The sequence below is a fragment of the Rhizobium sp. KDH_Rht_773_N genome (genome assembly GCF_052946295.1).
In genome coordinates this window covers 2,545,722-2,564,504 of the sequence record NZ_CM129525.1, presented here as the reverse complement: position 1 = coordinate 2,564,504, position 18,783 = coordinate 2,545,722, and the positions used below count along the sequence as shown (strand labels likewise).

23 protein-coding genes are annotated in these 18,783 nt (G+C 62.6%); 14 read left to right on the top strand and 9 right to left on the bottom strand.

All coding sequences use genetic code 11. The features are described 5' to 3' along the window. Nucleotides 1-124: 124 nt before the first annotated feature. The 3 genes from ykgO (at nt 125) to ACU8HS_RS12745 (ending at nt 2,094) form a co-directional block, all read left to right on the top strand. Nucleotides 125-250: a type B 50S ribosomal protein L36 gene (gene ykgO, locus ACU8HS_RS12755; RefSeq protein WP_007826467.1), complete on the top strand. Its 126-nt coding sequence runs from the start codon at nt 125-127 to the stop codon at nt 248-250. Between the two features lie 98 nt (nt 251-348). After that, a complete protein-coding gene (locus ACU8HS_RS12750; protein ID WP_112563843.1) occupies nt 349-966 on the top strand; it encodes a hypothetical protein in 618 nt (205 codons plus the stop codon). Between the two features lie 78 nt (nt 967-1,044). Then, nucleotides 1,045-2,094, top strand: coding sequence for an alpha/beta fold hydrolase (locus ACU8HS_RS12745; protein WP_113412932.1), 1,050 nt, complete (start codon nt 1,045-1,047; stop codon nt 2,092-2,094). On the opposite strand, the gene ACU8HS_RS12740 is transcribed toward ACU8HS_RS12745, so the two are convergent. Next, complete coding sequence (locus ACU8HS_RS12740; protein WP_113412931.1) at nt 2,046-2,849, bottom strand: SDR family oxidoreductase; 804 nt, start codon at nt 2,847-2,849, stop codon at nt 2,046-2,048. The two genes, ACU8HS_RS12745 and ACU8HS_RS12740, sit on opposite strands and share 49 nt — an antisense overlap. Beyond that, on the bottom strand, nt 2,846-3,175 hold the full coding sequence (locus ACU8HS_RS12735; RefSeq protein ID WP_113412930.1) for a nuclear transport factor 2 family protein: 330 nt from the start codon (nt 3,173-3,175) through the stop codon (nt 2,846-2,848). Before ACU8HS_RS12735 ends, ACU8HS_RS12740 begins: the two co-directional genes overlap by 4 nt. A 106-nt stretch (nt 3,176-3,281) precedes the next feature. Here ACU8HS_RS12735 and ACU8HS_RS12730 point away from each other — a divergent pair, with 106 nt between their 5' ends. Both ACU8HS_RS12730 and ggt read left to right on the top strand, forming a co-directional pair. Then, a complete protein-coding gene (locus ACU8HS_RS12730; protein WP_113412929.1) occupies nt 3,282-3,647 on the top strand; it encodes a winged helix-turn-helix transcriptional regulator in 366 nt (121 codons plus the stop codon). Nucleotides 3,648-3,745: 98 nt separating this feature from the next. After that, nucleotides 3,746-5,488 (top strand): gamma-glutamyltransferase, encoded by a 1,743-nt coding sequence (gene ggt, locus ACU8HS_RS12725; RefSeq protein WP_112563832.1) that lies wholly within the window; start codon nt 3,746-3,748, stop codon nt 5,486-5,488. 8 nt (nt 5,489-5,496) lie between these two features. Here ggt and ACU8HS_RS12720 read toward each other — a convergent pair whose 3' ends face one another. Further along, nucleotides 5,497-6,180 carry a hypothetical protein gene (locus tag ACU8HS_RS12720; RefSeq protein WP_447014503.1) on the bottom strand — a complete coding sequence of 228 codons (684 nt, stop codon included), beginning with the start codon at nt 6,178-6,180 and terminating at the stop codon, nt 5,497-5,499. Between the two features lie 167 nt (nt 6,181-6,347). On the opposite strand from ACU8HS_RS12720, the gene ACU8HS_RS12715 reads away from it, so the two are divergent. Further along, nucleotides 6,348-7,409, top strand: coding sequence for a helix-turn-helix domain-containing protein (locus ACU8HS_RS12715; RefSeq protein WP_113412926.1), 1,062 nt, complete (start codon nt 6,348-6,350; stop codon nt 7,407-7,409). Nucleotides 7,410-7,478: 69 nt separating this feature from the next. Then, nucleotides 7,479-8,453, top strand: coding sequence for a threonine ammonia-lyase (locus tag ACU8HS_RS12710; RefSeq protein WP_112563828.1), 975 nt, complete (start codon nt 7,479-7,481; stop codon nt 8,451-8,453). Here ACU8HS_RS12710 and ACU8HS_RS12705 read toward each other — a convergent pair. Then, complete coding sequence (locus tag ACU8HS_RS12705) at nt 8,450-8,722, bottom strand: hypothetical protein (protein WP_112754668.1); 273 nt, start codon at nt 8,720-8,722, stop codon at nt 8,450-8,452. The two genes, ACU8HS_RS12710 and ACU8HS_RS12705, sit on opposite strands and share 4 nt — an antisense overlap. Before the next feature lie 26 nt (nt 8,723-8,748). On the opposite strand from ACU8HS_RS12705, the gene ACU8HS_RS12700 reads away from it, so the two are divergent. Next, nucleotides 8,749-9,777 carry an alpha/beta hydrolase family protein gene (locus tag ACU8HS_RS12700; RefSeq protein ID WP_447014502.1) on the top strand — a complete coding sequence of 343 codons (1,029 nt, stop codon included), beginning with the start codon at nt 8,749-8,751 and terminating at the stop codon, nt 9,775-9,777. Nucleotides 9,778-9,831: 54 nt separating this feature from the next. Here the strand turns inward: ACU8HS_RS12700 and ACU8HS_RS12695 are convergent, their stop codons facing one another. Next, the gene (locus ACU8HS_RS12695; RefSeq protein WP_447014501.1) at nt 9,832-10,629 is read right to left on the bottom strand and encodes an SDR family NAD(P)-dependent oxidoreductase; all 798 of its coding nucleotides are present in this window, start codon (nt 10,627-10,629) and stop codon (nt 9,832-9,834) included. Between the two features lie 131 nt (nt 10,630-10,760). Here ACU8HS_RS12695 and ACU8HS_RS12690 point away from each other — a divergent pair, with 131 nt between their 5' ends. Next, nucleotides 10,761-11,705, top strand: coding sequence for a GlxA family transcriptional regulator (locus tag ACU8HS_RS12690; RefSeq protein WP_447014500.1), 945 nt, complete (start codon nt 10,761-10,763; stop codon nt 11,703-11,705). A gap of 315 nt (nt 11,706-12,020) precedes the next feature. Here the strand turns inward: ACU8HS_RS12690 and ACU8HS_RS12685 are convergent, their stop codons facing one another. Continuing rightward, nucleotides 12,021-12,827, bottom strand: a complete 807-nt coding sequence (locus ACU8HS_RS12685) for a phytanoyl-CoA dioxygenase family protein (RefSeq protein WP_113412923.1) — start codon at nt 12,825-12,827, stop codon at nt 12,021-12,023. 226 nt (nt 12,828-13,053) lie between these two features. After that, nucleotides 13,054-13,986: a LysR substrate-binding domain-containing protein gene (locus ACU8HS_RS12680; protein ID WP_112563818.1), complete on the bottom strand. Its 933-nt coding sequence runs from the start codon at nt 13,984-13,986 to the stop codon at nt 13,054-13,056. 107 nt (nt 13,987-14,093) lie between these two features. Between ACU8HS_RS12680 and ACU8HS_RS12675 the strand changes: the two genes are divergently transcribed. From ACU8HS_RS12675 to ACU8HS_RS12665, 3 genes are read left to right on the top strand one after another with little or no spacing between them, the layout of a single operon-like run. Beyond that, nucleotides 14,094-14,513, top strand: coding sequence for a tautomerase family protein (locus ACU8HS_RS12675; RefSeq protein ID WP_112563816.1), 420 nt, complete (start codon nt 14,094-14,096; stop codon nt 14,511-14,513). Continuing rightward, entirely contained in the window at nt 14,510-14,914 is a 405-nt protein-coding gene (locus ACU8HS_RS12670; protein ID WP_112563814.1) for a cupin domain-containing protein, read from the top strand. Before ACU8HS_RS12675 ends, ACU8HS_RS12670 begins: the two co-directional genes overlap by 4 nt. Then, nucleotides 14,911-15,462 (top strand): DUF4865 family protein, encoded by a 552-nt coding sequence (locus tag ACU8HS_RS12665; RefSeq protein WP_112563812.1) that lies wholly within the window; start codon nt 14,911-14,913, stop codon nt 15,460-15,462. Before ACU8HS_RS12670 ends, ACU8HS_RS12665 begins: the two co-directional genes overlap by 4 nt. A gap of 79 nt (nt 15,463-15,541) precedes the next feature. On the opposite strand, the gene pyk is transcribed toward ACU8HS_RS12665, so the two are convergent. Both pyk and ACU8HS_RS12655 read right to left on the bottom strand, forming a co-directional pair. Continuing rightward, the gene (gene pyk, locus ACU8HS_RS12660; RefSeq protein WP_112563810.1) at nt 15,542-16,981 is read right to left on the bottom strand and encodes a pyruvate kinase; all 1,440 of its coding nucleotides are present in this window, start codon (nt 16,979-16,981) and stop codon (nt 15,542-15,544) included. Then, complete coding sequence (locus ACU8HS_RS12655; protein WP_377310929.1) at nt 16,981-17,454, bottom strand: DUF1036 domain-containing protein; 474 nt, start codon at nt 17,452-17,454, stop codon at nt 16,981-16,983. Before ACU8HS_RS12655 ends, pyk begins: the two co-directional genes overlap by 1 nt. Nucleotides 17,455-17,668: 214 nt before the next feature. Between ACU8HS_RS12655 and ACU8HS_RS12650 the strand changes: the two genes are divergently transcribed. Then, a complete protein-coding gene (locus ACU8HS_RS12650) occupies nt 17,669-18,457 on the top strand; it encodes an N-formylglutamate amidohydrolase (protein ID WP_447015903.1) in 789 nt (262 codons plus the stop codon). Nucleotides 18,458-18,474: 17 nt separating this feature from the next. After that, nucleotides 18,475-18,780, top strand: coding sequence for a DUF1244 domain-containing protein (locus ACU8HS_RS12645; protein WP_112563806.1), 306 nt, complete (start codon nt 18,475-18,477; stop codon nt 18,778-18,780). The last annotated feature ends 3 nt before the right edge of the window (nt 18,781-18,783 follow it).

The window sequence follows — 18,783 nt, the reverse complement described above, 5'->3', positions numbered from 1 at the left end:
GACACAAGGCAGAGGTCGGGTTATCTGCTCCCCCACCTAAAGAGCGCGCCCAGCCGGCGCGCTTTTGATTGTTAAAAGACACGGGCGAATGTGAATTCCCCCAGAAACATCGCGGATCAGAAAAATGAAGATCAAGAATTCGCTCAAGTCGCTCAAGGCGCGTCATCGTGACAACCGTCTCGTTCGCCGCAAGGGCCGCATCTACATCATCAACAAGCAGAACCCGCGCTACAAGGCTCGTCAGGGCTGATTGCGCATATCCGATTGCCTGCTGATGGGCGGGCATATCGGTGGGTCGCTTCGGTGATCACGTCAAATTTGTTTGATCTTCGGCAGTGGCGGGCTAATATGTCCGCCATGCGCTTTTTTGCTATGACCTCAGCGGCGCTGCCGCTCGTCCTCACCCTGTTCGCCCCTGTCCTTCCCGCTGCCGCGCAGCAGAAGGATGTTATTGTCGAGCAGCCTGCCGATACCGGCTCCTCGCCCCGGCAGCGCCTTGACCAGCTCTATGCGCAGTTGAAGCGCGAGCGCGACCCGGACAAGGCAAGCAGCATCGCCAATCAGATCCGCATGGAATGGAACGATTCCGACAGCGCGACGATCAATCTCCTGATGCAATGGGCCGACAAGGCGATCGAGGAGAAACGCAATCCGGCGGCGCTCGATTTTCTCGACGAAGCCATTGCCTTGAAACCCACTTACGCCGAAAGCTGGAACAGGCGGGCGACCCTCAATTTCGTGCTCGGCAACTATCGCAAGTCCATGGCCGATATCGAACAGGTACTGAAGATCGAGCCGCGCCATTTCGGTGCGCTGTCGGGCATGGCGGCAATCCTCGCCACCACCGGCAACGACCAGATCACGCTCAAGGCCTGGGAGCGCGTTCTGGATGTCTATCCCGCCGATCGCACCGCGCAGGAGCAGGTCAGCACGCTCTCGGAAAAGCTTGCCGGCAGCCGCACCTGACAGATCCGGCGCGCACTTGACGACGTAACAGGACGCACAATCTTAGCCCGATGCTACCGTCACTGCGCCGTTGAAGCCATGCTTGCCGAAATCTCTGCTCTGCTCGCCCCCATCGCCGCCGCCATCGGCTATTCCACTTACAAGGCCCGGCAGTTCGAGCATGTCTATCCCAATATCGGCGAACTGACGGATATCGGTGGCTATCGCATGAATGCGGTGCATGTTCCGCGTCCTGATGCTGCCGATCTTCCGCCCCTGGTCTTCATTCACGGCGCGAGCGGCAATTTGCTCGACCAGATCGGCGCCTTTCGCGAACCCTTGCAGGCTCGCGCCGAAATGCTCTTCGTCGATCGTCCCGGACACGGCTACTCGGAGCGTGGCGGGCCGGAAAACGCGCTGCCGTCGGGCCAAGCCGACGCCATTGCCAAGCTGATGGAAAAGCGCGGCATCGAAAAGGCCGTCATCGTCGGCCATTCCTTCGGCGGCGCGATTGCCGCGGCCTTCGGCGTCCGCCATCCCGAGAAGACAGCCGGCCTGCTGTTTCTCGCCCCGGCCTCTCATCCATGGCCCGGCGGCATCGACTGGTATTACCATGTCGCGACGACACCGGTCGTCGGCTGGCTCTTCAATCACGCGATCGTCGTGCCGCTCGGCCTGCGGCGGCTGGAGCGCAGCACGCTGAACGTCTTCCACCCCAATCCCCGGCCCCGCGATTATGTCGCCAAGACCGGCCCATCGCTGGTGCTGCGGCCGCGCGCTTTCTACAACAACGCCACCGATTTCAAGAGGCTCCACGAATATCTGACGGCCAACGCGCCGCATTATTCCGAGATATCGGCGCCAACCGTCATCATCACCGGCGACAGGGACGAGATCGTCTGGGAGCATCTGCATTCGCGTGGATTGGCGCGCGATATCAGGGGATCTGAACTCGTCGTGGTCAGGGGCCTCGGCCACAAGCCCGACTACCTTGCGACCGATGTCGCCATTGCCGCGATGGAGAAGATTGCCGGCCAACCGCGCGACCTTGCCGCAATCGCCCGCAGGGCGGAAGAGCGGCTGGCCGACGCCTCCCTCGATCAGACGGTCGGAACGGTGCCACCGTCGATCGTGTATTCGGCACCATGAATGGAAGCGGCGCGGGGCGAGGCGAGGAAGGCCACGAGTTCGGCCACCTCTTCCGGCCGTCCGGGCCGGCCGATCGATATGCCCCCGAGGGAATCCATCAGCAGCTTGCGACCGCCTTCCTCGTCGGTGCCGGCTTCTGCAGCGATCCGCCGGATCAGCGCCGTGGCAGCCGTCGTCTCGATGAAGCCCGGCGCAATGCTGTTCACGCGAATACCCTTCGGCCCGACCTCCTTCGACAGCCCCTTGCTGTAATTCGACAATCCGGCCTTTGCCGCCGCGTAGGCAAGCGTAGCTTCATAGAGGGGCAACCGCCTCTGGATCGAGGAAATGTGGATGACGACACCTTGCCCGCGCTCGATCATGCCGGGCAGGAAGGCCCTGTCGAGCCGTACCGGCGCCAGCAAGTTGGCATTGATATCCGCTTGCCAGTGCTCGTCGCTCAATGCCGCAAAACCACCGCTCGGCGCCGATGAGCCGCCGACATTGTTGATAAGGATATCGAGACCGCCGAAAGCGTCGAGCACTGCCGAGGTAACCCTGTTCACGCCCTGCGCCGTGCTGATATCGGCCTGGACGAAAAGTGCAGGTGCCTGCCCTTCGGGAAGCGGCGAGCGTGCCGTCGTTGCCACTTTCGCGCCGGCCGCCGAAAGCCGCCTCACGATCGCCTGGCCCATGCCCTTGGTGCCGCCGGTAACAAGCGCCCGCTTGCCGATGAACTCGTTCGGATCGAACGGAAAGTCCGGGACGGCCGTCATGCGCTGATCTCCAGATGCGAGATCGCACCGTCCGCGAGCGTGAAGTGATAGGATAAAGTGACCGGACTGCCCGGAAAATTGCCTGCGACGAGCGCCGCCACCACCGGCTTGTCGGCCCCGCCGGAAATCTCCCTGGGATCGACCGTCACACCATATTTGCGTGTCGTCTCCTCCATCCATTCGCGGATTTCGGCATGCCCGCGCCGATCCTGTCCCTCGTCATGCACGCTCGCATCGGCGGCAAAGCAGGCAAGCATGCCCCCGACGTTCTTCTGGTTCTTGGCGGCGTAATAGGCGGCCAGCGGTTTCGGAAGCTCGATACGCATTCGCAAACTCCTCTTCGGTTGCTTCGCGAAAAGAATGGGCATAGGCTTACCGAATGACAAGAACCTACAAGAAAGTCAGGTACTTACCTGAAAGTAAGGTACTGCGATGACACCCTATTCTGCGGCCACCGGCGTCGAAAACGTGCTGAAGATTCTGGAAGGACGCTGGAAGCTCATCATCCTTTTCCACCTCTTCGGCGGCAAGGTCCTGCGCTTTTCCGATCTCGAACGCGCCATCCCCGCCATCTCGCAGAAGATGCTGATCCAGCAGCTGCGCCAGATGGAGAATGACGGCATCGTGCTGCGCCTCGTCCATCATCAGGTGCCGCCCAAAGTGGAATATCGGCTGACCGACTGGGGACAGGCCCTTTGTCCCGCCCTGGATGCCCTGTTGAAGTGGGCTGCCCTGAAAGACAAGGATCTGACCGGCATGGTTTTCAGCCCGGAGCTATCGATCGATGCCTCTTCCTGACCTGTTCGGAGGGGAGATGAAACGCGCCGAGCCCGATCATTGTCTGGGGCGAAATCGACGCCATATTTTCGTGATCGCCGTCCTTGGAGGGAAAAATCATGGACCGTTTTTCGAGGCAATCCGTTAGCATTCTCGCCGCCATTTCGCTTTGCCTTGCCCCGTTGCCGGCTCTTGCCGCTTCGCCGGCGCCTGTTGAAGCGCAGCATGGCATGGTCGTCACCGCCCAGCATCTGGCAACCGATGTCGGCGTCGAAGTGCTGAAAAACGGCGGCAACGCCGTCGATGCCGCGGTCGCGGTCGGTTACGCGCTGGCCGTCGTCTATCCGACAGCCGGCAATCTCGGTGGCGGCGGCTTCATGACGATCCGCCTGAAGGATGGAAAGACGACCTTCCTCGATTTCCGCGAACGTGCGCCCCTTGCCGCCACCAAGACCATGTATCTCGATACCAAGGGCGACATCGTCCCGCGCGCCAGCCTCGATGGCTATCTGGCCATCGGAACGCCGGGTTCGGTCATGGGCTTCGAGACAGCCCGCGAGAAATACGGCACCAAGACGCGCGAAGAGCTGATCGCCCCGGCTCTGCAATATGCGAAGGAAGGTTTCACCCTGGAGCAGGGCGATGCGGCCACTTTTGCCAGCGGTGCCAAACGGCTTGCCCGAGACGAGGAGGCGGCGAAAATTTTCCTGAAGGCGGGTGGTGTCCCCTATTCATCCGGTGAAAGGCTGGTGCAGCCGGATCTTGCCGCCGTGCTGCAGTCGATCTCGGAGAAGGGCCCCGATGCCTTCTACAAGGGCGCGCCGGCCGATGCGATCGTCAAGGCAAGCCAGGCCAAGGGCGGCATTCTCGCGCGTGAGGATTTCGAGCAATACAAGGTTCGGGAACTGAAGCCGATCGAGTGCAATTACCGCGGCTACGACATCATTTCCTCGCCTCCGCCTTCCTCCGGCGGCGTCATCATCTGCGAGATCCTGAACGTGCTCGAAGCCTATCCGCTCTCTTACCTCGGCTACGGATCGGCCGAGGCCGTCCACCTCATGGCCGAGGCCATGCGTTATGCCTATGTCGACCGCAACGCCGCGCTCGGCGACCCCGACTTCGTCGACAATCCGGTGTCCAAGCTGCTCGACAAGAAATACGCGGCTGAAATCCGCGCCAAGATCGACCCCTACAAGGCCGGCACCTCCGCCGGTCTGAAGCCGCTCGGCGGCAAGGAAAGCGCCGAGACGACGCATTATTCCATCATCGACGACGAGGGCAACGCGGTCGCTGTCACCTATACCCTGAACGGCTCGTTCGGTGCTGGCGTGGTGGCGCCGGGTACCGGTGTCCTGCTCAACAACGAGATGGACGACTTCACCTCCAAGCCCGGCGTGCCGAACCTCTATGGTCTCGTGCAGGGCGAGGCCAATGCCATCGCGCCGAAGAAAACACCGCTTTCTTCCATGAGCCCGACGATCGTCACCAAGGACGGCAAGCCCTTCATGGTGATCGGCAGCCCCGGCGGCTCAAGAATCATCACCATCACGCTGGAGGCGATCCTCAATGTCGTCGATTTCGGCATGGACATCAGTCAGGCGGTCAACGCCCCGCGTATCCATCATCAGTGGCAGCCGGACACCGTTTATCTGGAGCCCTATGCCCTGTCTCCTGATACCGAAAAGGCGCTTGCCGCGATGGGCTACAGGCTCGACGGCGGCAATGATGGGCCTGTCTGGGGTCAGGCGGCCGGTATTCTCGTCGGCGGCAAGAGCCTTGCGGCAATCGAGAAAGGCGGCGGCGCCCGCTATAATGGTGCGATGGATGATCGCGCGACCGAAGGCTCGGCAAACGGTTATTGAAACGGGCCTCAGCGAATCCTGACCCGGACGAAATCGCCGTCGATCTCGACGCGCGGTTTTGCGCCCCGCACGCCGGGTTGCCGGGCATCGACCCAGGAGGCCTTTGCCGTCACCTGGTAATCGACCGGGATATCGCCTCCGAAGCCGAGGTCGGCATCGAGCGCGCGAGCGCGGATTGCGATGTTCTCATCCGCTTCCACCCTGTCGAAAACGATGGAGGCGCGCACCGCTTCGCCGCGGATATCGATGCCGCTGGCATGGCCGTCAAGGCTGATGTCAGCTGCTTTCGCGGTGATGGCAAGATCGGAGAAATGGCCATCAAGCCTTGCTGTGAAAGCACTCTGCTCAATCCCGATTGCCGCGCCGGTAGGCACGTTTGCATTGAGTTCGATGACGCAGTCGGACGGATCCAGCCAGGATGATGCAGCAATATTGATATGCAGAACGGAGCCGTCGACCCGCATTTCGCTGTTGCCGCGGCAATCGGCAAAGTACCAGCTCGAATACCATGACGAGAACCACCCCTTCCGTCGCCCGCTGAGCGACGCGCCATAGGGCCGGTCGCTGCGTGTGGTTATGTTGATCGAGCTGGCGTCGCCGCTGATGGCAACCGCCCTCACGCCGGAAAGATCAGGGATCGCGGTTGAAGATATCCCGTCCGACAGAGCCGACGCTGCCAGCATCACCGGCATGACAAGGAAAATGAACATCGAAAGCCACCTGTGAATGAAACCCTCCCGTCGAGGGCATCATCACGATCGCGGTTCCGGCTTCGATTCGAGACCTCGATCACGATCCGGGTCGACCCCGAACGCAATCGGGTTCATTCTGCAATCATCACCGCTACCGGATAACGCCGATGATCTTCGTTCCCCTACCCTTTGTCGTCGCCCTGCTGCTCGCCATCCTGCTTGTCCGCATGCTACGGCAGGGGGACGGCTCGTTTGCCGAGAAGCAGCCCTTTCTGCTGCTGATCGGCCTCTATGGTCTGCAGTCCGTCGTGATCGGCATCCGCTGGGGTTACGACGTCGTCGGGATCATGCCGATCCAGTCCCTGATCGCGACGACAATCGCAGCGCTTGCCTGGGTCTGCTTCAAGGGGCTGGCGATGGAGGAGCAGCCGGCCCTGTCCCGTTTCTGGCCGCATCTTCTGCCGACGGCGACAATCGCGGTCTTCATCGCCCTCTATCCCGAGCCCATCAGCCTCGCCATTATCCTGATCTTCCTCGGCTACGGCGCCGCCCTGCTCCGGCTTGCCCGGGGTGGCCCGGACGCGCTCGTCGCCACCCGCCTCGATGGCGCGATGCTTTCCTACCGGTCGCTGCAGATCACCGGCTTCGCGCTCATCGCTTCTGCCGTCACCGACGTCATCATCAGCTTCGATTTCAGCAGGACCGGCGGCACGCACGCGGGCGCCATCGTCGCGCTCGGCAACGTCATCGCGCTTCTGGTCCTCGGCACTGCCGCCTCCGTGGCAAGCGGCGGCAGCGGCGCGGAGGCGTTCTCCGCAGAGCCGCCTCCGCCGCCACCGGCAACGGAAGAGGATGGGGCCGTCGCCGACGCTCTCGATACGCTGATGCGCGCCCGCCAGCTCTATCGCGACCCCGACCTCAACCTGACCCGCATTGCCCGCAAGATGAACCTGCCCGCCCGGCGCGTCTCCACCGCCGTCAACCGCATCCATGGCATGAGCGTCTCGCAATATGTGAACGACTTCCGCATCCGTGCCGCCTGCGAGCAGCTGGTCGGCACCGATCATCCGATAACGCAGGTCATGTTCGACTCGGGCTTCATCAGCAAGTCCAACTTCAACCGCGAATTTGCGCGTATGAACGGCGAAAACCCGACACAGTTCAGGAAACGGCGCGTCCCGCAGAAATCGGGTGGCGCTGCGTCCAATGTCATATTCATGTCACCGTGACAAAGTCGCCGTTCACAAGCACGGATGCGCGCTCTATGCATGAGCGGTATTAGAGCAGAAGAGATTCCCATGGCTTCCATTGAAATGATTGTTGCCGCCAGGGCCCGCCTTCGCGGCCATGCGCGGCGCACGCCGCTTCTCTCCTCCCCCTTCCTCGATGAAATCGCCGGCCGGCGGCTGTTCGTGAAGGCCGAATGCCTGCAGCACTCCGGTTCCTTCAAGTTCCGCGGCGGCTGGTCGGCCGTCTCGGGCATCGATCCGGAAAGCCGCAGGAAGGGCGTCATCGCCTTTTCCTCCGGCAACCACGCACAGGGCGTCGCCCTTGCCGCGCGCATGCACGGTGTCCCTTCCGTCATCATCATGCCGAGCGACGCGCCGAAGCTGAAGATCGCCAATACGCGGGCTTTCGGCGCCGAAGTGGTGCTTTACGACCGCGCCAATGAGGACCGCGACGAGATCGGCGCGAAGCTCTCGTCCGAGCGCGGGCTCACGCTGATCAAGCCCTTCGACGAGCCGCTGGTCATCGCAGGCCAGGGCACGACCGGACTGGAGATTGCCGAACAGGCCGAAGAGGAGAGCGTCAGGAACGCCGAAGTCCTCGTTCCCTGCGGCGGCGGCGGCCTGAGCTCGGGCATTGCCCTTGCGCTGGAAGCGAGCGCGCCGGGCTTTCGCGTCCGCCCCTGCGAGCCGGAAAACTTCGACGACACGACGCGCTCGCTCGCATCGGGCAAGATCGAGCGCAACGCCGCCCTGACCGGCTCGATCTGCGACGCGATCATCACGCCGCAGCCGGGCAACATCACCTTCCCGATCCTGAAGCGTCTTGCCGGACAGGGCATCGTCGTAACGGACGACGAGGCGCTGCGCGCCGTCGCCCTTGCCTTCACCCGCCTCAAGATCGTCGTCGAGCCGGGCGGGGCCGTCGCCCTTGCCGCGGCGCTCTTCCATGGCGACCAGTTGAACAGCGATACGGCTGTCGTCGTCACCTCGGGCGGCAATATCGACGCCGACGTATTCACCACGGCCCTGGAGCGCTTCGGCTAAAGCAATTCCAGCAAAAGTGTGAAACGGTTTTGCGTCCAGGATTGCGTGGAAACAAAGAGCAATTCCAGCAAAAGTGTAAAGCGGTTTTGCGTCCGGAATTGCCTGGAAACAAAGAGATAGGCATTTAAGGCGATGCAGTCCTCGCCGGTAATTCTCCAGCCATAGGCGGAGCTTGGCAACCGAAGACCCTGATCGCGATCGGCGACGACCTCGATCGTGATTGGGGTCTCTCTCATCCGGAAAGCAGCGAAATCTCGCCTCGCCGCCATGTGGCGGTCTTCGTTGCGAGGTTTTCATGATGCATCTTCTCGCCCTGCTGCTTTCGGCCTGCCTGCTTGCCGCCAATACGCCGGCGGGTGAAGCCGACGTCGTCGGTCTTTCCTTCCTTTCGGTTCCCGTGCCGGAACGCCGCGGCACAATGGACGTCACGCTCTGGTATCCGGCCACAGCGGGCGGTACTCCGGTGCTGATCGGAGACAGTCCGCTCTTCAAGGGTGAGGCCGCATATCAAGGCGCGCCTGCCGCAGCCGGCAGCCGTCCCCTGATCCTGCTTTCTCATGGCGGCCTGAAATCCGGTCCGTTCATCGGCGCCTGGATGGCATCGCGCCTCGCCTCCAAGGGCTTCGTGGTGGCAATGATGCGCCAGCCGGATCCGCAAACCATGACGAGCGAGGAGAGCCTCCGCGAAATATGGCTCCGGCCGGCCGATCTCTCCGCGGCCCTGTCGGCAATCGAAACGGACGGCACGCTGCCAGCGGAGATCGACCGCAACCGCATCGGGGTGCTGGGCTTCCTTGTCGGCGGGACATCCGCGCTTTCGATCATGGGCGGTAAGCTCGATCCGGAACGCTTCGCACGATCCTGCGATGCCGGCGGTACCGGCATAGATTGCCGCGAATTCGCCAGCGCCGGCATCGATCTGCATTCCATCGACAGGCAGAAGCTGACCCGCTCCCATCTCGACCCGCGGGTGAAGGCGGCCGTCGTCATCGATCCCGAATTCGCCGCGAGCTTCGCGCCCGAAAGCCTTGCGCGCATGTCGAACCCGGTACGGCTTATCAATCTCGGCACCGCGCAGACCGTCTGGCCCGGCCTCAGCGCATCGGGCCTGAAAGATGCAATACCCGGAGTGCGCTACGATCTCCTGACGGGTGCATCGCAATACAGCGCCTTCAGCGAGTGCAAACCGGCAGGCGCCGCCATCCTTCGCGAGGAGGGCGAAGAGCCTCTCTGCGACGATCCCGAAGGAACGAACCGCGCGGCCGTCCATGATCGCCTGGCAGAAATGGTCGCAGCCGCCTTCCGCGCGGATCTCTCGCGGTAGCAATATCGTCCGCGGCACCTGCCACGGACGATATCATTCCTCCAATTCTTGTCCTCACGCGACCTTGTAGCGCGGGGCTGGCACCGACCGCGACAGGTTCGGCATCAGCGCCTGGCGCGCCTGCTCGTAGGCGGCAAGCAAGCCGGCATCTTCGAGCGCCGGGATCGTTGCAAATTCACCCTCGGCAAGACCTGCCAGCGAGGCATCGACCATGTTTTCCGCCGACATGACGATCTCGCCCGGCAGATGTTCGACCGGCGTGCCGGCAATACCCCAGAACTCGGTGGCCGTGGCGCCCGGCAGCACGGCCTGGACGCGGATATTCTTGTCGCTGAGTTCGTGTTTCAGCGACTGGCTGAAGGCGAGTACGAAGGCTTTCGTTCCGCCATAGACGCCGTTCAGGATCTCGGGCGCGATAGCCACGATCGAGGCGATATTGATGATCGTGCCGCCGCCGCGGGCAACGAGACCGGGCACCGCCGCATAGGTCAGCCGCGTCAGCGCCGTCACGTTGAGTTTGATCATGTCCTGCATCCTGTCCACGTCGGAGGCAAGCAGCGGCGCGGTACCGCCAAAGCCGGCATTGTTGACCAGCATGGTGATGCTGCGGTCTTCCTTCAGCACCTTCTCGACCTTGGCGAGATCGTCCTTCCTGCCGAGATCGGCAGACAGCGTTTCGACCGTGCGGCCCGTCTCGTCAGCCAGTCGGCTTGCCAGCGCCTTCAGCCGCTCGCCGTTGCGCGCAACGAGAATGAGGTTGTAGCCCTGCCGTGCCAGACGATGCGCATAAATCGCGCCTATGCCCGAGGATGCGCCGGTGACGAGCGCCGTACCCTTGTTTTCCTGTGCCATGATCGTTTCTCCGTTTGCTGCGCCGGCCCGATTGCCTTGCGCTTGAGGAGAGTCTTACGATCAATTGCCGACGTCCTGAATGTCATATATACCACCTTTTAGGACATCCTCTTTTTCAGGACATGACGACCATGCAGCAAATCGCTTTCCTGCTCTTTCCCGGCTTTCAGATCATGAGCCTTGCTGCCGTCTCGGCCTTCGAATTTACCAATCTCGAACTCGGCGACAAGGTCTACGATATCCGTTATCTGTCGGAAACCGGCGGCCCGACGGCCAATTCGCTCGGTATGATCATCGAAACGGAAGCCTTCGCAGATCCCGCCTTCGACACATTGATCGTTGCCGGCGCTCCCGACATCAGGCTGCCCAACAGGGCCGAGGCGGATTTCATCCGCGCTGCCCTTCCCGCTACCCGGCGCCTCGCCTCGATCTGCACCGGCGCCTTCCTGCTTGCCGATGCCGGTGTTCTCGACGGTCGGCGTGCCACGACCCACTGGTACCTCGCCCGCGAACTGCAAAGCCGCTATCCGCAAATCAGGATGGAGGAAGACCGCATCTATATCATCGACGGCTCCGTATGGACCTCCGCCGGCATGACGGCCGGCGTCGATCTGGCGCTCGCAATGGTCGAGAAGGATCACGGGCTGGAGATTGCGCGGGCCGTTGCCCGCAAGCTCGTCGTCTATCATCGTCGCGCCGGCGGTCAGTCGCAATTCTCCGCCCTTCTGGAACTGGAGCCGAAATCCGACCGCATCCAGAAGGCACTTGCGCATGCACGCAGCAATCTGAAATCAACGCTCTCGGTCGAGGAACTGGCCGAAGCCGCACATCTGAGCCCCCGCCAGTTCAGCCGCGCCTTTCGCGCCGAAACAGGCCAGTCGCCGGCAAAGGCCGTCGAGAACCTGCGGCTCGAAGCGGCCCGCCTGATGATGGAGCAGGGCCGCCATCCGATCGATGTCGTTGCGCGCGAAACCGGCTTTGCCGATCGCGAACGCATGCGTCGCGCCTTCCTGCGCGCCTTCGGCCAGCCGCCACTGGCGATCCGCCGGGCAGCACAGCAGGAAATGCAGGCGTGATGCAGCCGGCAAAGCTCAATCCGTCCTCTCCGGCCGCGGCGGGGTGGAGGAGGTGCGGAGGCTGAAAGCGTATTTTCCGGGAGTAGCCGCAAGCGTTGCCGTACCGCCTCTACAAGTGACTTCCGGCAAGTTCGACCGAACAGCCTCCGCCACCGAGAGCATCGAGTGACCGTCTGGACGCAAGAAGGCGCGCCCTTCGTGAACTCGGGCAACTTGTGGAGGAGGTTGCTTGAAGTGGAGGAGGTTCCGATACGAAGCAGCCTCCTCCACACCTGCCATGCCGCGCAGAGCTGCGTAGCGCGCTTTGCGCCGCGTTTAACCTTGCTGGAGCGCCCTGCGGATGGCGATTTCGACAGGCGAATAGGCACCGTCCTCACGCACAAGATTCAATGGCTCGGAAGGCGCAAGGCCAGGCTGGGCCATGAAGCGCGGCTCCTTGCCGCGATGCATCTGTGCTGCATGGATGAGGAACGGATGGCACAGATAGACGGTGCCCGCCTGCCCCGTCGCCAGAGCAAGCGGCCTGTCTTCGCCGACATGCTCCAGCCACAGATGCGCCATGCCCGCCTCGCCAGCTGGCGCCAGCATCCTTGCCATATCCTTGTGCGATCCGACCCGGATCCGCGTCGGCGCGTCTTCTTCGCCGACATCCGAGAACAGGAAGAGCATCAGGAGCGCCCGTCCGCGCGAGTTGACATTGACCCGCCAGGCGGAAAAATCCCGCTGCTCGCCAGGGTTTCCGTCTTCCCCCGGAAAGCTCAGGTCCACATGCCAGCCGGCATCGCCGGGATCGTCCGGATGCGGAAAGCGCACCGGAAAACTGCCGAGACCGTTGCGCGGCTCCCAGCGTCCCGGGCCCACGAGCTGATCGAAAGCCGAATGCAGCACGGGCGTATTGACCGCCGTTTTGAACGGCCCGCCGCCATAACCGGCGAGCCGAACGACCGGCCGCACCCAGGTTTTCGGATCATCGGCATTGAACGGAATGTCCCGCCACATGATGGCGCGAGCTTCCTCGGCCACATCTCGGGGAAAGGCATCATCGATCCGCACGAAGCCGTCTTCGATGAATTGCTCGATCTGCGCGGCGCTGAGCGCCGGCGGATAGCCAACAGATGTCATGAATTATCTCTCTATCGCCAGACCCTGCCGGCATTGTCCATTCGCCTGACGCAGGGTGGTTACAGTCCACGGCAACACGCCAGCCGACAGGCTGGTGGAGCGGCCGCATCGTCTTGTGCCCGGAGGCGAAGCCTTAGAGGCTCAAGAAGAAGACCGTAGCGATGTTGAGAGCGATCATTTTCATGGCACCCAAAAGCTAGCGGGTCGCACCGGGAGGGTCAACACCTCACCCGATCCGCCGCGATGCCTTCTCCGGATCGGACGATATGGAAATATCCCGCACTGCCTCATGCACCGACTGCAGCACCAGTTCCGCCAGTCGCGCCGTTGCCGCGTCCGGCTCCGCCTCCGCCCGATGCAGGACCAGCCCCAATTTCGGCAGTTCCGGCAGGCCCGCCTCTTCAGGCGCCAGCATCCGCACCTTGGCAGGCAGTCCGATCGGCGTGCGCACCGTGATGCCCAGTCCGGCAGCCGTCGCCGCCCAGAGCCCGCCAAGGCTCGGGCTGACGAACGAGAGCCGCCAGGAAATACCGGCCTCGTCCAACACTCTGGTCGCGGCATTCCTGAGCAGGCAGGGCGCCTCCAGCGAGGCAAGCGGCATCGGTTCGCCGCTTGCTGCGGTCCACGTCGTCGGGCCATTGGCCGGGCCGATCCAGCGCATCGGCACATCGGCAATATGCTCGCAATGGGCGGTCGGCGCGCCGCCGCTCCAGGCGAGTGCCAGATCGAGCTTGCCGGTCGTCACCCGCTCCAGAAGCTCGGCATTGCGCACCACCCGCGCTTCGATCCGCACCTTCGGGTGCGCCCGCGCGAAACGTCCGAGCACCTCGGGCAACAGGTTCTCGCCGAAATCCTCCTGCAGGCCGAGCCGCACCCAGCCTTCCAGCTCGATGCTGTGAACGGCCGCCGCCGCCTCGTCATTCAGTTCCAGCAGCCGCCGGGCATAGGCAAGCATCGTCTCGCCCGCTTCGGTCAACGCCAGCCCGCGCCCCGACTTGCGGAAGATCGGCGTGCCCGCCTGCTCCTCCAGCTTCTTGAGCTGGGCGCTGACGGCAGAGGTCGAACGCCCCAGGCGGTCAGCTGCCTTGGCGAAATTGCCGAGGTCCATGCCTGTCACGAATGTTCTCAGCACATCCAGATCGAAGGTAATCCGCCGCATCTGATAATCCTGATTTTCGGAACCATAAGTCCATAAAATTCTGATTTTATGGACTATCGTGACGTGACATGCTTCCCCTGTCAAGACATCCAACAAGGAGGCATCCAATGCCTTTCGCTCGCATCTCGCTTCTGAAAGGCAAGTCGCCGGACTATCTCAGTGCCCTTTCGAACGGCATTCACCAGGCCATGGTCGAGACCTTCAACGTACCGTCGGCCGACCGTTTCCAGATCATTCACCAGCATGAACCGGGCGAACTGATCTTCGATCGCAACTACCTGGCCGGTCCGCGCTCGGATGATTTCGTGCTGATTGCGATCACCGCCGGCAAGCCGCGCACGACCGAAACGCGCAAGGCCTTCTTCCGCCGGGCCGTTGAGCTGTTGCGGCAGTCCCCGGGTCTGCGCCCGGAAGACGTGATGATCGTCATCTCGACCAGCGGGCCGGACGAATGGTCCTTCGGTGACGGCCTCGCGCAAATGGCGGAGCCCGGCTGGGAAGCGCGTGCCCGGAGTCATCAGGCATGAGCGTGGCCAATCCGGAGACAATGACGATCCGCCGCGCCGGCAATGCTATTCGCTCTCCCGAAGGCATTTCGAATGCACCTTTCTGGGTCGAGATGCTGCTCGATAGCCAGATCGAAGGCGAAAACACCGCCATGCGCGCAACCCTGGAGCCCGGCACGGTTACGAACTGGCATACGCATCCGCGCGGCCAACTCCTCTATGTCCTCTCCGGCGTCGGTCTCGTCCAGCGAAAGCATGAGCCGGCTGAGGAAGTCAGGGCCGGCGACGCAGTTTGGTTCGCCCCCGACGAGCTTCACCGGCACGGAGCGACTGCCGACAGTCCGTTCAGCTATCTCAGCATCCAGGGCATTGAGAAGGGACGCTTCGTCGACTGGCACGACGGAAAGGAACAGCAGCCATGATGGCTATGCAATATTCCTTCACGCTGCCCGCAGACTACGACATGGACATCATCGATCGCCGTATCCGCGACAAGGGGCCGGCGATGGACGGCTTTCCGCATCTCGGTTTCAAGGCCTTTCTGAGCGCCCGTCGGGGCGAATTCGGCTGCCGGGAAAACCTGTATGCGCCCTTCTATCTCTGGGATCGGCCGGAAGGCGCCGGCGACTTCATCTGCGGCCCCGGCTTTGCCGCGCTGGAGCAAGCCTTTGGCCGACCGCGCATTCGCTGCTGGATCGTCTGGCAGGCGCATGTCTTGCCGGACCTTGCGGAGGCCCGCTTTGCGCAGAGTGAATTGCTCTCCATTGCGCCGCGTACCTCCCTGCCCGACTTGCGTCAGCAGGAGATGGACCTGGCAGAACAGGAAGCCGGCGGCAAACATGTTCTCGCCCGCATTGCCGCCTTCGATCCGCATGATTGGACGATAGTGCGCTTCGGCCTCTACGCAGAGGCCCCGCCCGCCTCGGACGGCAAGCAGGTCTATCGTGTCGGACACCTCTCCCGCGGCTGAGGCGCCCAGATCGAAACCGTCAAACAGAAAGCGCCCCTCTTTCGAGGAGCGCTTTTGCATGGAAAAGACCTGAAAGCGATCAGATGCCGCTCTGGCCGTCCGAGCCGATATAGGCGATGCGCAGCATATTGGTCGCGCCCGGCGTACCGAGCGGAACACCGGCCGAGATGATGATACGGTCGCCCGGCTTGCCGAAGCCTTCCGAGGCCACGATACGGCAGGCGCGGTTGACCATATCGTCGAGATCGGTCGCATCATGCGTGACGACGCAATGCATGCCCCAGACCACGGACAGGCGGCGTGCCGTCTTGATGATCGGCGAGAGCGCAATGATCGGCACCTGCGGACGCTCGCGCGAGGCGCGCAGGCCCGTCGTGCCCGACGAGGTGTAACAGACGATGGCCGACAGTTTCAGCGTTTCGGCGATCTGGCGGGCGGCAAGCGAGATGGCGTCGGCACCGGTCGCTTCCGGCTGAGCGCGCTGCGCATAGATGATGCCCGGATAATGCGGGTCCTTCTCCACCGTGCTCGCGATCGAGGCCATCATCGAGACGGCTTCGACCGGATAGGCGCCGGACGCCGATTCGGCCGACAGCATGATCGCGTCGGCGCCTTCGAAGACGGCGATGGAAACGTCAGAGACTTCGGCGCGCGTCGGAACCGGCGAGGAAATCATCGATTCCAGCATCTGCGTGGCAACGACGACGGGCTTGCCCGAGCGACGGCAGGCGCGGATGAGCTGCTTCTGGATACCCGGAACGGCTTCGAGCGGCATTTCGACGCCGAGGTCGCCACGCGCGACCATCAGCGCGTCGGAAAGCTCGATGATTTCCTCGATACGCTCCAGAGCCTGCGGCTTCTCGATTTTCGACATCAGGCCGACGCGGCCGCGGGCGATCTTGCGCACTTCGGCGAGGTCGTCGGGGCGCTGGACGAAGGAGAGCGCCACCCAGTCGACATCGTCGGTCGCCAGAACCGCGTCCAGGTCGGCGCGGTCCTTGTCGGTCAGCGCGCCAACGCCGAGCAGCGTATCCGGCAGGCTGACGCCCTTGCGGTCGGAAATGCTGGTGCCGGCGATAACCGTCGTCACGATGCTCTTGCCGTCGCACTTTTCGGCGCGCAGTGCGAGCTTGCCGTCGTCGATCAGCAGGCGGTGGCCCGGCTGGACGGCTTCGAGGATTTCGGGATGCGGCAAGTATACGCGGGTATTGTCGCCGGGGGTGTCGTTGTTGTCGAGCGTGAAAGTCTGGCCCGGCTTCAGCTCCACCTTGACATCGGCAAACTTGCCGACGCGCAGCTTCGGACCCTGGAGGTCGGCCAGAATGCCGATCGGTCGGCCCGAGCGGGCTTCGACGGCGCGGATACGCTGCACGAGCGTGCGCATCAGGTCATGGCTCGCATGGCTCATGTTGATGCGGAAAATATCCGCACCCGCCTGGTGCAGCTTCTCGATCATCGATTCCTCGGAGGAGGCTGGTCCGAGGGTGGCGAGGATTTTAACTTTGCGGTTACGCTTCATCAATTCTGGCTTTCTTGCGTCCCTGGGGTGTCGGAGAGTTGAACCATCCAGCTTCCCTGGCGGCCCGTATCGTATTCCTTGAATCCCATTTTCTGATAACCCCGGGCATAGCAGTCCTGCACACCCGTGATCTTGAATTCGTTTTCCGCCACGCACATCTGCACGTCACCCGTCCATCGGCCTCCCCGGGCGGCGTCTTCTGCGTAGAGGTAATAATAGCGCGACTGTAATTCTCCCTCGATCAGCGTGGCGCAGGTCGTTGCCGGCACCTGCCACCAACCCTCCGTGACCCAGCCCTCCTTCGCGCGGTATCCGATCGCGACTCCAACCAGATTTTGCGTGCCGTTGCATACACGGAAATCCGCACGCGCGGCATCGGCGATGAAAAACGGCGAAACGGCTGCAAGAGCGAACAATGCGAGACGGACCAGCGGTCCGGACCGCGTGAGGAAACTTGGCGCGGCTTGGATCAACACGGCTCCCAAATAGCTCCACGGTTATTCGTTGTCCGTGTCTTCTTGCGCCGCCGTCAAGCGAAAGTCAACGCAATGCTAATCGATTATATTTCCTTTCATAACCGGCCATCGGGCGCATCTTGTCGCGCTGGCCCGCCCATCGCGCTTGAACCGGCCGAACGCGCATGCAATCACTGGGCGAACACGCGAAATGACAATTGGCAATTTCCTGATGGACCACTTCCAATCTTTTGAAATCCTACCCGGCCAACATGACAAAGGCATGGTGATCCTCGGCGATCACGCCATGAACCGCCTGCCCGAACGATATGGCCGGCTTGGCCTGCCGGAAAGCGCTTTCGCCAGGCACATCGCCTACGACATCGGCATCGAGCGCCTGGCCCGCAAGCTGTGTGCCCGACTGGGCGTGCCGGGTGTGCTCGGCGGTTTTTCGCGCCTGCTGATCGATCCCAACCGGGGCGAGGACGATCCGACGCTGATCATGAAAATCTCCGACGGTGCCATCGTCCCCGGCAACCATCCAATCAGTGAGGAAGAGTGGAACTATCGGATCGAGACTTTCCACAGACCCTATCACAATGCCGTGTCGGAGACGATCGACAGGGTGACGAATGCGGCGGGCAAGGCCCCGCTGGTGCTGTCTCTCCACTCCTTCACGCCGGCCTGGAAGGGCATTCCCCGCCCCTGGCACGCTGCCGTGCTCTGGGACAGCGACCACCGCGCCGTCGCCCCCTTGCTTGAAAAACTGCGGGCCGATCCCGATCTCGTCGTCGGAGACAACGAACCCTATGACGGCGCCCTGAAGGGCGACACCATGTATCGTCATTGCATGATAACGGGCATCCCGCATGCGCTTCTCGAAGTGCGGCAGGACCTTATCGGCGACGAGGCCGGCGTCGAGGAATGGGCGGCGCGCCTGGACCCTATCTTTGCGGCGATGAACGCAGATCCGGCCCTTCATGCATACAGCGTGCATGCCTCGCGCACCGGCCCCTATTGAGTGAAAGGACTTGCCCCATGACCACGCTCAGCAAGAAACAGCAGACGGAATTCGAGGCCGCAGCCTTCCGCCGTCTCGTCGCGCATCTTCGCGAACGGACCGACGTGCAGAACATCGATCTGATGAACCTTGCCGGCTTCTGCCGCAATTGCCTGTCCAACTGGTATCGCGAGGCCGCGGAAGCCGAAGGCGTCGCGATGACGAAGGACGAATCGCGCGAGATCGTCTACGGCATGCCCTATGAGGACTGGAAGAACCTTCACCAGACGGAAGCATCGCCTGTGCAAAAGGCGGCTTTTGAGGTGAACAACCCGCACAAATAAGCC

Coding starts and splice junctions, on each gene's coding strand:
- ykgO (WP_007826467.1), top strand. CDS start 125: ATGAAGATCAAGAATTCGCTCAAGTCGCTCAAGGCGCGTCATCGTGAC.
- ACU8HS_RS12750 (WP_112563843.1), top strand. CDS start 349: ATGTCCGCCATGCGCTTTTTTGCTATGACCTCAGCGGCGCTGCCGCTC.
- ACU8HS_RS12745 (WP_113412932.1), top strand. CDS start 1,045: ATGCTTGCCGAAATCTCTGCTCTGCTCGCCCCCATCGCCGCCGCCATC.
- ACU8HS_RS12740 (WP_113412931.1), bottom strand. CDS start 2,849: ATGACGGCCGTCCCGGACTTTCCGTTCGATCCGAACGAGTTCATCGGC.
- ACU8HS_RS12735 (WP_113412930.1), bottom strand. CDS start 3,175: ATGCGTATCGAGCTTCCGAAACCGCTGGCCGCCTATTACGCCGCCAAG.
- ACU8HS_RS12730 (WP_113412929.1), top strand. CDS start 3,282: ATGACACCCTATTCTGCGGCCACCGGCGTCGAAAACGTGCTGAAGATT.
- ggt (WP_112563832.1), top strand. CDS start 3,746: ATGGACCGTTTTTCGAGGCAATCCGTTAGCATTCTCGCCGCCATTTCG.
- ACU8HS_RS12720 (WP_447014503.1), bottom strand. CDS start 6,180: ATGCCGGTGATGCTGGCAGCGTCGGCTCTGTCGGACGGGATATCTTCA.
- ACU8HS_RS12715 (WP_113412926.1), top strand. CDS start 6,348: ATGATCTTCGTTCCCCTACCCTTTGTCGTCGCCCTGCTGCTCGCCATC.
- ACU8HS_RS12710 (WP_112563828.1), top strand. CDS start 7,479: ATGGCTTCCATTGAAATGATTGTTGCCGCCAGGGCCCGCCTTCGCGGC.
- ACU8HS_RS12705 (WP_112754668.1), bottom strand. CDS start 8,722: ATGGCGGCGAGGCGAGATTTCGCTGCTTTCCGGATGAGAGAGACCCCA.
- ACU8HS_RS12700 (WP_447014502.1), top strand. CDS start 8,749: ATGATGCATCTTCTCGCCCTGCTGCTTTCGGCCTGCCTGCTTGCCGCC.
- ACU8HS_RS12695 (WP_447014501.1), bottom strand. CDS start 10,629: ATGGCACAGGAAAACAAGGGTACGGCGCTCGTCACCGGCGCATCCTCG.
- ACU8HS_RS12690 (WP_447014500.1), top strand. CDS start 10,761: ATGCAGCAAATCGCTTTCCTGCTCTTTCCCGGCTTTCAGATCATGAGC.
- ACU8HS_RS12685 (WP_113412923.1), bottom strand. CDS start 12,827: ATGACATCTGTTGGCTATCCGCCGGCGCTCAGCGCCGCGCAGATCGAG.
- ACU8HS_RS12680 (WP_112563818.1), bottom strand. CDS start 13,986: ATGCGGCGGATTACCTTCGATCTGGATGTGCTGAGAACATTCGTGACA.
- ACU8HS_RS12675 (WP_112563816.1), top strand. CDS start 14,094: ATGCCTTTCGCTCGCATCTCGCTTCTGAAAGGCAAGTCGCCGGACTAT.
- ACU8HS_RS12670 (WP_112563814.1), top strand. CDS start 14,510: ATGAGCGTGGCCAATCCGGAGACAATGACGATCCGCCGCGCCGGCAAT.
- ACU8HS_RS12665 (WP_112563812.1), top strand. CDS start 14,911: ATGATGGCTATGCAATATTCCTTCACGCTGCCCGCAGACTACGACATG.
- pyk (WP_112563810.1), bottom strand. CDS start 16,981: ATGAAGCGTAACCGCAAAGTTAAAATCCTCGCCACCCTCGGACCAGCC.
- ACU8HS_RS12650 (WP_447015903.1), top strand. CDS start 17,669: ATGGACCACTTCCAATCTTTTGAAATCCTACCCGGCCAACATGACAAA.
- ACU8HS_RS12645 (WP_112563806.1), top strand. CDS start 18,475: ATGACCACGCTCAGCAAGAAACAGCAGACGGAATTCGAGGCCGCAGCC.